Annotated in this window: 10 protein-coding genes; all 10 read left to right on the forward strand. The window is 70.6% G+C overall.

Going from position 1 to position 14,310, the window contains the following annotated elements; genetic code table 11:
* Positions 1 to 6: 6 nt before the first annotated feature.
* The 10 genes from H180DRAFT_RS12325 to H180DRAFT_RS30945 all read left to right on the forward strand — a co-directional run bounded on the left by H180DRAFT_RS12325 (position 7) and on the right by H180DRAFT_RS30945 (position 14,259).
* Entirely contained in the window at positions 7 to 3,894 is a 3,888-nt protein-coding gene (locus H180DRAFT_RS12325; RefSeq protein WP_055486075.1) for a multifunctional oxoglutarate decarboxylase/oxoglutarate dehydrogenase thiamine pyrophosphate-binding subunit/dihydrolipoyllysine-residue succinyltransferase subunit, read from the forward strand.
* Between the two features lie 272 nt (positions 3,895 to 4,166).
* Complete coding sequence (locus H180DRAFT_RS12330) at positions 4,167 to 5,570, forward strand: acyclic terpene utilization AtuA family protein (RefSeq protein ID WP_055486076.1); 1,404 nt, start codon at positions 4,167 to 4,169, stop codon at positions 5,568 to 5,570.
* Complete coding sequence (locus tag H180DRAFT_RS12335; protein ID WP_055486077.1) at positions 5,567 to 5,875, forward strand: DUF4387 domain-containing protein; 309 nt, start codon at positions 5,567 to 5,569, stop codon at positions 5,873 to 5,875. Before H180DRAFT_RS12330 ends, H180DRAFT_RS12335 begins: the two co-directional genes overlap by 4 nt.
* Positions 5,876 to 5,997: 122 nt before the next feature.
* Positions 5,998 to 6,933, forward strand: coding sequence for an ABC transporter ATP-binding protein (locus H180DRAFT_RS12340; RefSeq protein ID WP_074466764.1), 936 nt, complete (start codon positions 5,998 to 6,000; stop codon positions 6,931 to 6,933).
* Entirely contained in the window at positions 6,930 to 7,814 is an 885-nt protein-coding gene (locus H180DRAFT_RS12345; RefSeq protein WP_055486078.1) for an ABC transporter ATP-binding protein, read from the forward strand. Before H180DRAFT_RS12340 ends, H180DRAFT_RS12345 begins: the two co-directional genes overlap by 4 nt.
* Entirely contained in the window at positions 7,798 to 9,360 is a 1,563-nt protein-coding gene (locus H180DRAFT_RS12350; protein ID WP_055486079.1) for an ABC transporter substrate-binding protein, read from the forward strand. Before H180DRAFT_RS12345 ends, H180DRAFT_RS12350 begins: the two co-directional genes overlap by 17 nt.
* Positions 9,361 to 9,430: 70 nt before the next feature.
* Positions 9,431 to 10,447, forward strand: coding sequence for an ABC transporter permease (locus tag H180DRAFT_RS12355; RefSeq protein WP_055486221.1), 1,017 nt, complete (start codon positions 9,431 to 9,433; stop codon positions 10,445 to 10,447).
* Positions 10,444 to 11,382 carry an ABC transporter permease gene (locus tag H180DRAFT_RS12360; RefSeq protein WP_055486080.1) on the forward strand — a complete coding sequence of 313 codons (939 nt, stop codon included), beginning with the start codon at positions 10,444 to 10,446 and terminating at the stop codon, positions 11,380 to 11,382. Before H180DRAFT_RS12355 ends, H180DRAFT_RS12360 begins: the two co-directional genes overlap by 4 nt.
* Positions 11,379 to 12,254 carry a MurR/RpiR family transcriptional regulator gene (locus H180DRAFT_RS12365; protein WP_055486081.1) on the forward strand — a complete coding sequence of 292 codons (876 nt, stop codon included), beginning with the start codon at positions 11,379 to 11,381 and terminating at the stop codon, positions 12,252 to 12,254. Before H180DRAFT_RS12360 ends, H180DRAFT_RS12365 begins: the two co-directional genes overlap by 4 nt.
* Positions 12,241 to 14,259, forward strand: a complete 2,019-nt coding sequence (locus H180DRAFT_RS30945; protein ID WP_079100061.1) for a CoA transferase — start codon at positions 12,241 to 12,243, stop codon at positions 14,257 to 14,259. Before H180DRAFT_RS12365 ends, H180DRAFT_RS30945 begins: the two co-directional genes overlap by 14 nt.
* The last annotated feature ends 51 nt before the right edge of the window (positions 14,260 to 14,310 follow it).

Here is a 14,310-nt window from a genome sequence, read left to right on the forward strand (position 1 = left end):
GCCGCCGTGTCGTCACAGTCCCCCGAAAGCTCGAGCGTCTCGACCCAGCAGGACGGTCAGGGAAGCGATCCCGCCGCCGTGTTCGGGCCAAACGAGTGGCTCGTCGACGAGATCTACCAGCAGTACCTCCAGGACCCGAACTCGGTAGACCGAGCCTGGTGGGACTTCTTCGCCGATTACAAGCCGGGCGCCGAGGCCACGGGAGCCGTGGGAGAGCCCGCGGCAGCCCCGACCACTCCGCCGGACGCCGCAGCCGGCACCTCGGGAGTGGCCGCCGGTCCCGCGCACGCCGCTCCGGCGAAGCCCGCCGAGGCCGCCGCGCCCGCCAAGGCCGCACAGCCGAAGCCCGCGGAAGCAAAGCCGGCGGAGGCGAAGCCCGCGCAGAGCAAGGCGCCGGCGAAGCAGGCACCCGCCAAGCAGGCGCCTGCCAAGCCCGCTCAGGGCCGGAAGGCCGAGGGGAGCGCGCCGGCCAAGCCCGCGGAGGGGAAGCCCGCGCAGGGCGGCGGAGGGGCCGAGCAGCCCTCCGCTCCGGAATACGTGCCGATGCGCGGCCCGTCCGCAGCCGTCGCGAAGAACATGAACGCCTCGCTGGAGCTTCCGACCGCCACCTCGGTGCGCGCCGTCCCGGTGAAGCTGCTCTTCGACAACCGCATCGTCATCAACAATCACCTCAAGCGCGCCCGCGGCGGCAAGGTGTCCTTCACGCACCTGATCGGCTACGCCATGGTGCAGGCGCTCAAGGCGATGCCGTCGATGAACTACTCCTACACGGAGAAGGACGGCAAGCCGACGCTGGTCAAGCCCGACCACGTCAACCTGGGCCTCGCGATCGACCTGGTGAAGCCGAACGGCGACCGCCAGCTCGTCGTCGCCGCCATCAAGAAGGCCGAGACGCTCACCTTCTTCGAGTTCTGGCAGGCCTACGAGGACATCGTCCGCCGGGCCCGCAACAACAAGCTGACGATGGAGGACTTCTCCGGCGTCACCTGCTCCCTCACCAACCCCGGCGGCATCGGCACCGTCCACTCCGTGCCGCGGCTGATGCCCGGCCAGGGCCTGATCCTCGGTGTGGGCGCGATGGAGTACCCGGCCGAGTTCCAGGGCACCTCGCAGGACACCCTCAACCGGCTCGGTGTCTCCAAGGTGATGACGCTGACCAGCACCTACGACCACCGGGTCATCCAGGGCGCCGCCTCCGGCGACTTCCTGCGCATCGTCAGCAAGCTGCTGCTCGGTGAGGAGCGCTTCTACGACGAGATCTTCAAGGCGCTGCGCATCCCGTACGAGCCGGTGCGCTGGAACCAGGACATCGACGCCTCTCACGACGACGACGTCACCAAGGCCGCCCGCGTCTTCGACCTGATCCACTCCTACCGGGTGCGCGGCCACATCATGGCCGACACCGACCCGCTGGAGTACAAGCAGCGCAAGCACCCCGACCTGGACATCACCGAGCACGGGCTCACGCTGTGGGACCTGGAGCGGGACTTCGCCGTCGGCGGCTTCGCCAACAAGTCGATGATGAAGCTGCGCGACATCCTGGGCGTGCTGCGCGACTCGTACTGCCGCACCACCGGCATCGAGTACATGCACATCCAGGACCCGAAGGAGCGCAAGTGGATCCAGGACCGGGTCGAGCGTCCGCACTCCAAGCCGGAGCGTGACGAGCAGCTGCGCATCCTGCGCCGGCTGAACGCGGCCGAGGCGTTCGAGACGTTCCTGCAGACCAAGTACGTGGGCCAGAAGCGCTTCTCGCTGGAGGGCGGCGAGTCCGTCATCCCGATGCTGGACGCCGTTCTGGACGCGGCCGCCGAGGCCCGTCTGGACGAGTGCGTGATCGGCATGGCCCACCGCGGCCGGCTGAACGTGCTGGCCAACATCGTCGGCAAGTCCTACGCGCAGATCTTCCGCGAGTTCGAGGGCAACCTCGACCCGAAGTCCATGCACGGCTCCGGTGACGTGAAGTACCACCTGGGCGCCGAGGGCACCTTCACCGGTCTCGACGGTGAGCAGATCACGGTCTCGCTGACCGCGAACCCCTCCCACCTGGAGGCCGTCGACCCGATCGTCGAGGGTGTCGCGCGCGCCAAGCAGGACATCATCGGCAAGGGCGGCACGGACTTCACGGTTCTGCCCGTGCAGCTGCACGGGGACGCCGCCTTCGCGGGCCAGGGTGTCGTGGCGGAGACGCTGAACATGTCGCAGCTGCGCGGCTACCGCACCGGCGGCACGGTCCACATCATCGTCAACAACCAGGTCGGCTTCACCGCCGCTCCCGAGTCGGCGCGCTCGTCGATGTACTCCACCGACGTGGCCCGGATGATCGAGGCGCCGATCTTCCACGTCAACGGCGACGACCCGGAGGCCGTCGTCCGTGTGGCGCGGCTGGCCTTCGAGTACCGGCAGGCGTTCAACAAGGACGTCGTCATCGACCTGATCTGCTACCGGCGCCGCGGTCACAACGAGACCGACAACCCGCAGTTCACGCAGCCGCTGATGTACAACCTGGTCGACAAGAAGCGCTCGGTGCGCAAGCTCTACACCGAGTCCCTCATCGGCCGCGGCGACATCACGCTGGAGGAGGCCGAGCAGGCGCTGCAGGACTTCCAGGGCCAGCTGGAGAAGGTCTTCACCGAGGTGCGGGACGCCGCGAACGCCCCCGCCCCGGCCGAAGTCCCGCAGCCCGAGGCCGAGTTCCCGGTCCACATCGAGACCGGTGTCGGCCAGGAGGTCGTCAAGCGGATCGCCGAGTCCCAGGTCAACATCCCCGATCAGGTCACCGTCCACCCGCGGCTGCTTCCGCAGCTCCAGCGGCGCGCGGCGATGATCGAGGACGACACGATCGACTGGGGCATGGGCGAGACCCTGGCCATCGGCTCGCTGCTGATGGAGGGCACGCCGGTCCGGCTGTCCGGTCAGGACTCCCGCCGCGGCACGTTCGGGCAGCGGCACGCGGTGCTGCTCGACCAGAACACCGGCAACGACTACACGCCGCTGCTGTACCTGGCGGACGACCAGGCCCGCTTCAACGTCTACGACTCGCTGCTGAGCGAGTACGCGGCGATGGGCTTCGAGTACGGCTACTCGCTGGCGCGTCCCGAGGCGCTGGTGATGTGGGAGGCGCAGTTCGGCGACTTCGCCAACGGCGCGCAGACGGTCATCGACGAGTTCATCACTTCCGCCGAGCAGAAGTGGAACCAGACCTCCGGTGTGACGCTGCTGCTGCCGCACGGCTACGAGGGCCAGGGCCCGGACCACTCCTCGGCCCGCATCGAGCGGTTCCTCCAGCTGTGCGCGCAGAACAGCATGACGGTCGCCATGCCGTCTCTGCCGTCGAACTATTTCCACCTGCTGCGCTGGCAGGTCCACAACCCGCACCACAAGCCGCTGGTGGTCTTCACGCCGAAGTCGATGCTCCGGCTGAAGGCGGCGGCGTCGAAGACGGCGGAGTTCACCGAGGGCGGCTTCCGGCCGGTCATCGGCGACAACTCGGTCGACCCCTCCGACGTGCGCAAGGTCGTCTTCTGCTCCGGCAAGGTCTACTACGACCTGGACGCCGAGCGGCAGAAGCGGGGTCTGAAGGACACCGCCATCATCCGGCTCGAGCGGCTCTACCCGCTGCCCGGCAAGGAGATCCAGGGCGAGATGGCGCGCTACAGCGGCGCGGAGAAGTTCGTCTGGGCTCAGGAGGAGCCGGCCAACCAGGGTGCGTGGCCGTTCATCGCGCTCAACCTGGTGGACCACCTGGACCTGATCATCGGCTCCGAGCCGGTCCCCAACGCCGACCGGCTGCGCCGGGTCTCGCGCCCGTCGTCCTCCTCCCCCGCGGTCGGCTCCGGCAAGCGGCACCAGGAGGAGCAGCAGCAGCTGATCCAGGAGGTCTTCGACCTCTGACCGTGCGTCATCCGGCAGTCGCCGGACGGTAGTTCGCAAGGGCCCCGCCCGATCCCCTCCGGGATCCGGCGGGGCCCTTCTCTGTGCACGCACCGCGTCCGCAACGAATCTTGCCCAGGACCCTGGCGCACAACTTGCAATGCAATCTGCGCAGACATCTAGTCATGCAAGTCTTGTTGCATTAGCTTTCCCCTCCAAGGCGTACGGCGCGCATACGCCGCAGGCACCTCCACAGCACCCACAGCCAGGCATCCCGTACGTCAGGAGCACTCATGCGCATCATGTCCCCGACGGGGCATCTCGGCTTCACCCCCATCGAACCGGGAAGTTTCCACGCCGGCGTGCAGGCCCGGCCCGACGCGATAGTCGCCGACTCCGGATCGGCGGACATCGGCCCCTATCCGCTCGGCGCCGACCTCGCCCACAGCCCCGAGGAATGGCAGCGCCACGACCTCCGGCTCTGCCTCACCGCCGCCCGCGAGCTCGACGTGCCGCTCGTCATCGGTTCCGCCTCCGACACCGGGTCGGACCGCGGCGTGGACCTCTATGTGCGCCTCATCTCCGAGATCGCCGCCGAGCGGGACCTGGCTCCCTTCCGGCTGGCTGCGATCAGATCCGGCGTCGACGTCGCCCGCCTCGGCGAAGCGCTCGCCGCGGGCGTGCCGGTCCAGGGCCTCAACGGCCGCCCGGACGCCGACGACGAGACGCTCGCCCGCACGGACCGCGCCGTCGCCGTGATGGGGGTGGAGCCGATCAGGGCAGCGCTGGACGCGGGTGCCGATGTCGTCGTCACCGGACGCGCCTGCGACTCGGCCCTCTTCGCGGCGGTCGCGGAGAGCCGCGGCGGCATACCCCGCGGCCCGGCACTCCTCGCGGGCAAGCTCCTGGAGTGCGCGTCGTTCTGCGCCGAGCCGTTCATGGGCAAGGAGTCCGTGATCGGAGAGGTGGACGCCGACGGCGTGACGCTGGAACCCATGCATCCGCAGCAGCGGTGCACTCCGGCGTCGGTGGCCAGCCACGGCATGTACGAGCGCGTGGACCCCTACGCCGAGTACGTCCCCGGCGGCCATCTCGACATGCACGACCTGCACTTCGAGCAGACCGACGAGCGCCGCACGCGGGTCACCGGGGCGGTCTGGCGTCCGTCGCAGACGTACGCCGTCAAGATCGAGGGCTCGGGCCGTACCGGCGAGCGAGCCCTGTCGATCATGGGAATCCGGGATCCGTACACCCTCTCCAGGCTCGACGACGTCATCGCGTGGAGCCGCATGAAACTGGCCGAGCGGTACGGCACCCCCGAGGAACGCGGCTACGCGGTCCACTTCCACGTCTACGGCCGCGACGGGGTGATGGGCCACCTCGAACCCGCCCCCCTCGTGGAGGGCCACGAGGTCGGCATCGTCGTGGAGGCGGTCGCCGCGACCCCCGAGGCCGCCGAGGAAGTCTGCACCCTCGCCGCCCGCAACCTGTTCTACGCACGGCTTCCCGACGTCAAAGGCACGGCCGGCGGGGCGTCGTTCTTCTCGGACGAGGTACTGCGCGGCCGGCCCGCCTACGAGTGGACGCTCAACCACACCCTCGCCCTCGACCTCCCCGGCACGGAGCCGGTCGAGGCGATGGGGCTCTTCCGCACAGAGATCACGACAGTCGGCAAGCAGCAGGCGGTGGCCCGATGAAGCTCTCCGAACTCGCCTCGACCATCAGGTCGAAGAACGCGGGCGTGGACCACATCACCTTCGATGTGATCTTCCGCGACACCGGCAACTTCCGGCGCACGGTCGACTCCGGCGCCCTGTCGCCGGCGACCGTCGCCGAGCTGTACCGGGTCGCCCCCGAGCGCGTGACCTCCTTCGTCGTGTACGAGCCGGGCCAGGCCATCAAGTTCACGATCCGCCGCAGGTCCCCGGCCGGTTCGGCGGGAGAGCCGGACCCGTTCGGCTCCCAGTGCTACCCGCCGCTCTTCGACGTCGAAGTGCCCTGACAGTGGAGGCGATCGAGGTGCCGCACAGGCCGGCAGCCAGGAGCGGACCCGGACCCGGACCCGCACCAGCACCCGGATCACCGGCGCCCGGAGGGACCGGAACCGAGGCGCCGCTGCTCGAAGTGAGCGGGCTGAGCGTGCAGTTCGGCCGGGTGCGGGCGGTGACCGACGCCGGCTTCTGCGTCAGACCGGGCGAATTCCTCGGCATCGTGGGCGAGTCCGGCTCGGGCAAGAGCGTCACCGCGCGCGCCGTACTGGGCCTGCTGCCCTCGCACGCCCGCGTCAGCGGCAGCATCACCTTCCGCGGTGAGGAGCTGGTCGGCGCCGGAGCCCGGAGGCTGCGCGCGCTGCGCGGCGGTGAGATCGGCCTGGTCTTCCAGGACGCGCTGGCCGCCCTCGACCCCGTGTACACGGTCGGCGACCAGCTCGTCGAAGCGCTGCTCGCGCACCGCCCGATGAGCCGGGCGCGGGCGCGTGAACGGGCGGCCGAATTGCTCAACGAGGTCCGCATTCCGCGACCGCGGGAATGCCTCGACCGCTATCCCCATCAGCTGTCGGGCGGTCAGCGGCAGCGTGTGGTGATAGCCACGGCCCTGATCGCCGACCCGGATCTGATCATCGCGGACGAGCCGACCACCGCCCTGGACGTCACCGTGCAGGGCGAGGTCCTGGATCTGCTCTCGTCCATCTGCGAACAGCGCGCCGCCGCCGTCGTACTGATCACGCACGACCTCGCCGTCGTCGCGGAGACCTGCGACCAAGTGGCCGTGTTCTACGGAGGAATCGTCGCCGAGGCGGGGCCCGCGCTCCCCCTCTTCGACGAACCGCGGCACCCGTACACGCGGGCGCTGCTGAGGGCGCTGCCGCGCCTGGGCGACCCGACTCCGTTCGAGGCGATCCCGGGAACCCCCTTGCAGGTCGTCGGCCGGCTGGACTCCTGCCCGTTCGCGCCCCGGTGCGTGCGGGCCGCCGACGACTGCCTCGACGGCGTACCCGCCGAGCGCGTGCTCGACGAGCGGCGGCACCGCTGCCTTCACTCACTGGAGGCCTCACCATGAACGCGGACACGACCGCGGACACGACCGCGGACACGACCGCGATCCTCGAGGTCCGCGACCTCGTGAAGACCTACGGCGCCGGCCGGGGGCTGCTCGCCCGGGGTTCCGCGACGCGCGCGGTGAACGGCGTCTCGTTCACCGTCCGGCGGGGCAGCACCTTCGGTCTCGTCGGCGAGTCCGGCTCCGGGAAGTCGACCACCGCGCGCGTCGTCTGCAGGCTCGCCTCCGCCGACAGCGGTCGGGTGCTGCTGGAGGGCGAGGACGTTCTGCGTGCGCGGGGCGCCCGGCTGACCGCCTTCCGCAGACGGGTGCAGATGGTCTTCCAGGACCCCTTCGCCTCCCTCAACCCCCGCTGGAAGGTGGGCTCGCTGGTGGCGGAGGGCATGCGCATCCACGGTCTCGTCCCGCCCGCCCGGCGGCGCGAGCGGGCCGTGGAGCTTCTTGAACAGTGCGGGCTGCGGGCCGACGCGGTCGACCGGTACCCGCACGAGTTCTCCGGTGGCCAGCGGCAGCGCATCGGCATCGCCCGCGCGCTCGCCGTGGAGCCCGACCTGATCGTGCTGGACGAACCCGTATCGGCCCTCGACGTCTCCATCCAGGCCCAGATCCTGACCCTGCTGACGAGGCTTCAGCAGCAACTCGGCCTCACGTACCTCTTCATCGCACACGACCTCGCCGTCGTCGAGCAGTTCTGCGATCGCGTCGCCGTGATGCGCTCCGGCGAACTGCTGGAGGAGGGCTCTCCCGCGGAGGTCTACAGCAACCCGCGGCACCCGCACACGCGGCTGCTGCTCGACGCGGTGCCGGTGGCAGACCCGCGTCGCCGCCGTCACCGCGCACCGCTCCGATCGCTGGAGGAAGATCATGCTTCACAGCCGTAAGTCACCGAAGTCCCGCTCCGCCGTCCGGAAGACCGCCCTCCCCGTCGTCGCCGGCGCGCTGCTGGCCACTGCCGCCTGCTCGGGCGGAACAAGCTACGACAAGGACGCGGCCGGGGACGGCGGCGGCAAGAAGAACGGCACCCTGACGGTCGCGACCACGGCGGACATCAGCACGATGGACCCCGCGATGCACCGCGACCGCACCAACCAGGCCGTCATCCGCAACGTGTTCAACGCGCTGGTCGGTCAGGACGGCGACCTCAAGCCGGTGCCCGAGCTGGCCGCGTCCTGGAAGCAGACCGACTCCAGGACCTGGAAGTTCACCCTCCGGAAGGGCGTCACGTTCCACAACGGCGAGAAGTTCGACGCCGATGCCGTCAAGTACAGCCTGGAGCGGGTGCTGGACGAGAAGCAGGGCTCGCCGCGCGCGGACATGCTGTCGGTGATCTCCGGGATCCGGGTCGAAGACCCGCAGCACGTGGAGATCCGCACGAAGGAGCCCGCGCCCACCCTGCTGGCCGGACTCTCGGTGAACGAGATCGTCCCGCCCGGCTACGTCGAGAAGGTGGGCGACAAGAAGTTCGCCGCAAAGCCCGTGGGCACCGGCCCGTTCACCTTCAAGGACTGGCAGCCCAACGAGCGGATCACCCTCGAAGCCAACCGCAAGTACTGGGACGGCGCCCCCGAGGTCGGCCGGGTCGTCTTCCGCCCGGTGCCCGAGGTGTCGGCACGGATAGCCGCCCTCAAGTCCGGTGACGCGGACATCGCGGCGGAGATACCCCCGGACCAGGCGAAGGAACTCACCGGCGACGTGAAGGCGGCCAAGGCGGACGGCACCCGCATCTTCTACCTCGCCATGAACGTCACCGAGAAGCCCTTCGACGACCGTGGCAACCGTGTCGCCGTGAACCGGGCAGTCGACCGCGAAGCTCTCGTCACCTCGCTCTACCAGGGCAACGCCCGTCCCCTCGACCAGCCCGCCTTCCCCGAAATGAAGGGGTACGACGAGGACTTCAAGGGCGTGGGCCACGACGCGGCGGCCGCGAAGAAGGAACTGGCGGACGCGTCCGGAACCCCCGTGCGCATCGACGCCGTGGAAGCGGACAAGACGCTCGCGCAGGCCGTCGCCGGCCAGCTGGAGAAGGCAGGGCTGAAGGCGTCGGTCCGGGTCCTGGAGGAACAGGCCTTCGCAAAGCGCATCGAGAGCGGCGCCAGCCAGGCCCACCTGTCCTCCTGGGGCGTCGCGGAAGGCGACGCGGACGTCATCTTCGCCCGTCACTTCTGGTCTCCCGCCCGTGAGGACGCCGTCTACACCGCGTACGAGGACAAGGAGCTGGACGGTCTGATCAAGCAGGCGCGCGAGGAGGCCGACCAGGAGAAGCGCGAGCAGATCTACGCCGACGCGACGAAGATCGTGATGCGCGACGCGCCCTGGGCGCCGCTGCTCAACCCTCAGGAGATCTACGGGGTTTCCGAGCGGGTGCAGGGCTTCACGCCGTCGTCCATCGGCCGTTTCGAGGTCGCGAAGACGACGCTGGCACCGTGACCGGATCCATGGCCGCGCGGACGTGCGCACCCTCGCCCACGTCCGCGCTCCGGAAGAGAGGTACGCCACCTTGCTGTCGTACATCCTGAGGCGTGCCGGGCAGACCGCCGTCGTGCTGTTCGGTGTGTCCCTGATCGTCTTCTCGCTCATCCACCTCACGCCGGGCGACCCGGTCGACGCCCTGTACGCCGGTGAGAACGTCACCGCCGCGCAGAAGGACCAGTACCGGAAGAGCCTGGGACTGGACCGGCCGCTGCCGGCGCAGTACGCCGAGTTCGCCGGAGGTGCCGTGCAGGGCGACCTGGGCACCTCCGTCCGCCGGGACGTGCCGGTCTGGTCGGAGCTGGCCGCCACGCTGCCCGCGACGGTCGAACTGACCCTCGCCGCGCTGCTGGTGGCGGTGCTCATCGCCGTCCCGGTGGCCGTCGTCTCGGCGCAGCGGCAGGGAAGCTTCTGGGACCGCGGCGGCAGCGCGGCGGCGCTGTTCGGCATCTCGATGCCGAGTTTCTGGCTGGGCATCATGCTCATCCTGCTCTTCGCCGTGACCTGGAACGTGCTGCCCTCCAGCGGCCGCCTCGATCTGGGCACGGGGCTGCGGCAGATGACGGGACTGGTGACTCTGGATGCGCTGCTCCAGGGCAACATGGCGGCGCTGCGGTCCGCACTCGCGCATCTTGTGATGCCGGCCGTGGCGCTGGGGGCGGCGATCGCGGCGACGCTCGTACGGGTCCTGCGCTCGGGGCTGCTGGAGGTCAAGGGCCAGGACTTCGTGGAGGCCCTGCACGCCCGTGGCCTCTCGTCGCACCGGGTGATACGGCACATGCTGCGCAACGCGCTTCCGGCGACCGTCACGGTGATGGGTGTCCGCATCGGCACCCTGCTGGGCGGGGCGATCGTCGTCGAGACGGTGTTCTCCTGGCCGGGGGTCGGGCGGCTGATCATCGAGGCGATCCGCGCGCGCGACTACCCCGTCGTGCAGGGCTCCGTGCTGGTGCTCGCGGTGATGTTCACCCTGGTCAATCTGGTGACCGACCTGATCCACGCGTGGCTGGACCCGCGCGTGAAGCGCGGGAGGGCGGCGGCATGACTGCCACACGAACCACGGTCCACGCCCGGAAGGCCCCGCCCGGGCCGGGGAAGGGGAAGGTGCTCGGCGCGCCGCGGCGGCTCCACGTCCGGCTCGGCCGGTCCTGGGCCGCCACCTCGGCCCTTGCGGTCCTGGTCGCGTTCGTTCTCGTCGGGCTGGCCGCGCCGCTGCTGGCACCGCACGACCCGAACGCACAGGAGCTGGGATCGCGCCTCCTGCCGCCGCTCTCCCCCGAACACCTCCTCGGCACCGATGTGCTGGGCCGCGACGTGCTCTCCCGGCTGCTGCACGGCAGCCAGGTCTCGCTCGTCGTCGGCTTCACGGCAGTCGTCGCCTCCGTGGTGATCGGTGTGACGGTCGGGCTGATCAGCGGCTACCTGGGAGGTGCCGTCGACTCCCTCTTCATGCGGGTCGTCGACGCGTGGCTGGCGTTCCCGTTCCTGCTGCTGGCCATCGCCATCGTGGCCATCCTCGGGCCGGGGCTGCGCAACGTCGTCCTCGCCCTGATCGTCACCGGCTGGGTGGTGTACGCGCGGCTGATCCGCGGCGAGGCGCTGTCCCTGCGTGAGCGTGAATACGTGCTCTCCGCACGGGGGTTGGGGGCGTCCCATGTCTCCGTCATGGTCCGCCACATCCTCCCCAACGTGCTCGCTCCGGTGCTCGTCATCGCGACTCTGGAGCTGGGAGTGGTCATCGTGATGGAGGCGTCGCTCTCCTTCCTCGGGCTCGGTGCCGACGCCTCGCAGGCCAGTTGGGGCAGCATGCTCGCGGACGGCAGGGCGTACATCACCAGCGCCTGGTGGCTCGCGACGCTGCCGGGGCTTGCCATCTTCGCGGTCGTGCTCGCCGTCAACGTCTTCGGCGACGCGCTCCGTGACGTTCTCGATCCGCGGTCCCGCCGCCGGGCCCGCCGAGTGATGGAGGATTTGGCATGACCTCCGCCCGGACCCTTGCCGAGGCCCTCGGCCTCAACTTCGCCAACCTGCCGCCGAAACAGCAGGTCGTCGCCCAATTCCTCGCCCGTGACCCCGCGTTCGTCGCTTTCGCCTCCGCGGCCGAAGTGGCGCGGCACACCGGGGTGGACACCGCGACGGTCGTACGCACGTGCCAGAACCTCGGCTACGACGGCTGGCGCGAGCTCCACCAGGAGGTGAAGCGGAACGTCAACCAGCGGCGTACGTTCGCGGACCGCGTGGCCACCCTGGAGACCCCTGCCGAACAGCTCACCGAACGCGTCTTCGAGGTCGCCGCGAACAACGTCACCGCAACCCTGCAGAACCTCGACCACGAGGCCCTGGAGTCGGCGGCGCGGGCGGTGTCCGGGGCGAACCTGGTGGTGGTCGCCGCGGGAGGGGTCTCCAGCGGGCCGGGACAGTACCTGGCCTCCTCCCTCCAGATCATCGGTCTGCGAGCGGTGCTCACCACCGGCGCCGGCGACGCGGCACCGGGCATCGCGCCGGTCCGGGACGGCGACGTGGTGATCGGCATCAGCATGTGGCGCTACCTCAAGGCCACCGTGCAGACCCTCGAACACGCCCTGCGCACCGACGGGGTCACGGCTGTGGCCATCACCGACAGCCCCGTCGCCCCTGCCGCCGTGCCCGCCGACCACATACTCACCGCGCAGACGGAGACCGCCGGGCCGCGACTGGGCCTCACCGGGATCATGGCGCTGCTCGAAGTGCTCGTCGCCCGCGTGGCGCTGCTCGACCCCGAGCGCAGCCGCAGGGCGAGCCGCGCCGCGGACGAGCTGTACTTCGCGGACAACGTGCTCGCACCCCCGAAGGAGGACGATGAACGGCTCTGAGCACGGCGCACGGGGAGCGTGGCCTCAAAGCCCCGCCGGCAAGGGCCCGTTGGCAGGGCTGCGGATCCTCGACCTCAGCCGCATCCTCGCCGGCCCGTTCGCCACGATGCAGCTTGCCGACCTGGGCGCCGACGTGCTCAAGGTCGAAAGCCCGCAGGGCGACGAGACGCGCCGCTGGGGCCCGCCGTTCACCGACGACGGCACCGCCGCGTACTTCACCGGCGTCAACCGCAACAAGCGCTCCGTCACGCTCGACCTCACCGACCCGGAAGCGCGCGTGACCGCGCAGACCCTCGCCGCCGCGGCGGACGTCGTCGTCGACAACTTCCTGCCGGGCAGGATGGAGCGCTTCGGGCTCGACCACCGGACCGTCTCCGCCGCCAACCCCCGCGTCGTCACCTGCACCATCACCGGGTACGGCAGCGACACGGACTGGGCCGGTGTGCCCGGGTTCGACTTCCTCGCCCAGGCGATGGGCGGGCTGATGGCCGTCACCGGGCCGCAGGGCGGCGACCCGACCAAGACAGGCGTCGCCGTCGCCGACCTCCTCGCAGGGCTGTACGCCACCGCCGGCATGCTCGCGGCGCTGCACCGGCGGGACGAGACGGGGCGCGGCAGCCACGTCGAAGTGTCGTTGCTGGACGCCGTGGTCGGCTCCCTGGCCAACCAGGCGTCCGGCTATCTGGCCACCGGCCGCGAACCGCAGCGGCTCGGCAACGCGCACCCGAGTATCGTCCCGTACGAGACGTTCGCGGCGGCCGACGGCCCCGTCGCGATGGGCGTGGGCACCGACCGGCAGTTCGCGCGGCTCGCCCGCGTGCTCGGTCTCCCCGGGCTCGCCGAGGACCCGCGCTTCGTCACCAACACCGACCGCGTCGCGCACCGCGCCGAGCTGAAGAACATCCTGGAGCGTGCACTCGGACAGCACCCGCGGGACCACTGGCTGGATCTGCTGCGCGCTGCCGGGGTTCCAGCCTCCCCTGTCAACTCCCTCGCCGAGGTCTTCGCCGATCCCCTCGTCCGCGACCGGCTCGTCGACGTCTCGACGGGCTCGCCCCAGATACGCTCGCCGCTCCGCGTGGACGGCCGTCCCGCGCCCGTCCGCACACCGCCGCCGGCGCTCGGCCAGCACAACGACGAGGTGCGGACCGCGATCGCCGGCGGCGCCGGAGGGCCTGCGGAGACCGTGCGCGCCGCGGTCGGCCAGTTCGCTCCCGTGCCCGGCGGGACGGAGGAGAACCTGTCCGCCGTACGGGAGTTGATCGTCTCGGCCGCGGACCGCGGAGCGCGCCTGCTCGTCCTCCCCGAGTACAGCCTGAGCGGATACGACCGTGCGTGGGTGGCCGAAGGAGCCCCCGGCGGAGGCTCGGACATCCACGGCGAGGTCTTCACCGACCTGGCGCGCACCTGTGAACTCCACGGGATCTCCGTGGTGATGGGCGAGCTGGAGCGCTCGGACGGACTGCTCTACAGCACCTCCGTCGTCCTCTCCGGCGGGGCGGTCGCGGCGGTGCACCGCAAGACGACGCTCACCGAGCAGGAGACCGCGCACGGACTGCGGTCGGGGGACGTGGCCGCGAGTCCCGTCTCCCTGCCGGGCCTTCCGCTGCCGGTGGGCCAGATGGTCTGTTTCGAGCACGGATTTCCCGAGATCGCGCTCGACCTCGCTCTCGCCGGTGCGGGAGTGCTGGCGATCTCCTCCCTGATCGGGACCGGGCACGAGTACCTTCGCAACCTGCGCACCCGCGCCCGCGCGCAGGACAACGGCGCATACGTCCTGGCGGCCAACGCAGCGGGCCGCGGCTGGTGCGGGGCCTCGATGATCGTGAACCCCCGCGGCGAGGTCGTCGCGCTCGCCGACCGGGACGCACAGGGAATCGTCTGCGCCGACCTCGATCCGTCCCTGGTCGAGCAGGAGCGCGGCGCGGAGCCCGTACTGCGGCTGCGCCGCCCCGGGCTCCGTCCGGGCCCGGGGGCGGCGGCTCAGCCCAGGCAGGGCTTGTAGTCCCCCGGTAGCGGACCCGGCGGGCGGAGAGCGTGTGCGGTTGCCCGAACA

The sequence above is a fragment of the Streptomyces sp. WMMB 322 genome, from assembly GCF_900090145.1.
Classification (GTDB): Bacteria; Actinomycetota; Actinomycetes; order Streptomycetales; family Streptomycetaceae; genus Streptomyces.

What these genes read in the sequence shown, in the direction of transcription:
- H180DRAFT_RS12330 (WP_055486076.1), top strand. Translation starts at nt 4,167, where the DNA reads ATGCGCATCATGTCCCCGACGGGGCATCTCGGCTTCACCCCCATCGAA.
- H180DRAFT_RS12335 (WP_055486077.1), top strand. Translation starts at nt 5,567, where the DNA reads ATGAAGCTCTCCGAACTCGCCTCGACCATCAGGTCGAAGAACGCGGGC.
- H180DRAFT_RS12345 (WP_055486078.1), top strand. Translation starts at nt 6,930, where the DNA reads ATGAACGCGGACACGACCGCGGACACGACCGCGGACACGACCGCGATC.
- H180DRAFT_RS12350 (WP_055486079.1), top strand. Translation starts at nt 7,798, where the DNA reads ATGCTTCACAGCCGTAAGTCACCGAAGTCCCGCTCCGCCGTCCGGAAG.
- H180DRAFT_RS12360 (WP_055486080.1), top strand. Translation starts at nt 10,444, where the DNA reads ATGACTGCCACACGAACCACGGTCCACGCCCGGAAGGCCCCGCCCGGG.
- H180DRAFT_RS12365 (WP_055486081.1), top strand. Translation starts at nt 11,379, where the DNA reads ATGACCTCCGCCCGGACCCTTGCCGAGGCCCTCGGCCTCAACTTCGCC.
- H180DRAFT_RS30945 (WP_079100061.1), top strand. Translation starts at nt 12,241, where the DNA reads ATGAACGGCTCTGAGCACGGCGCACGGGGAGCGTGGCCTCAAAGCCCC.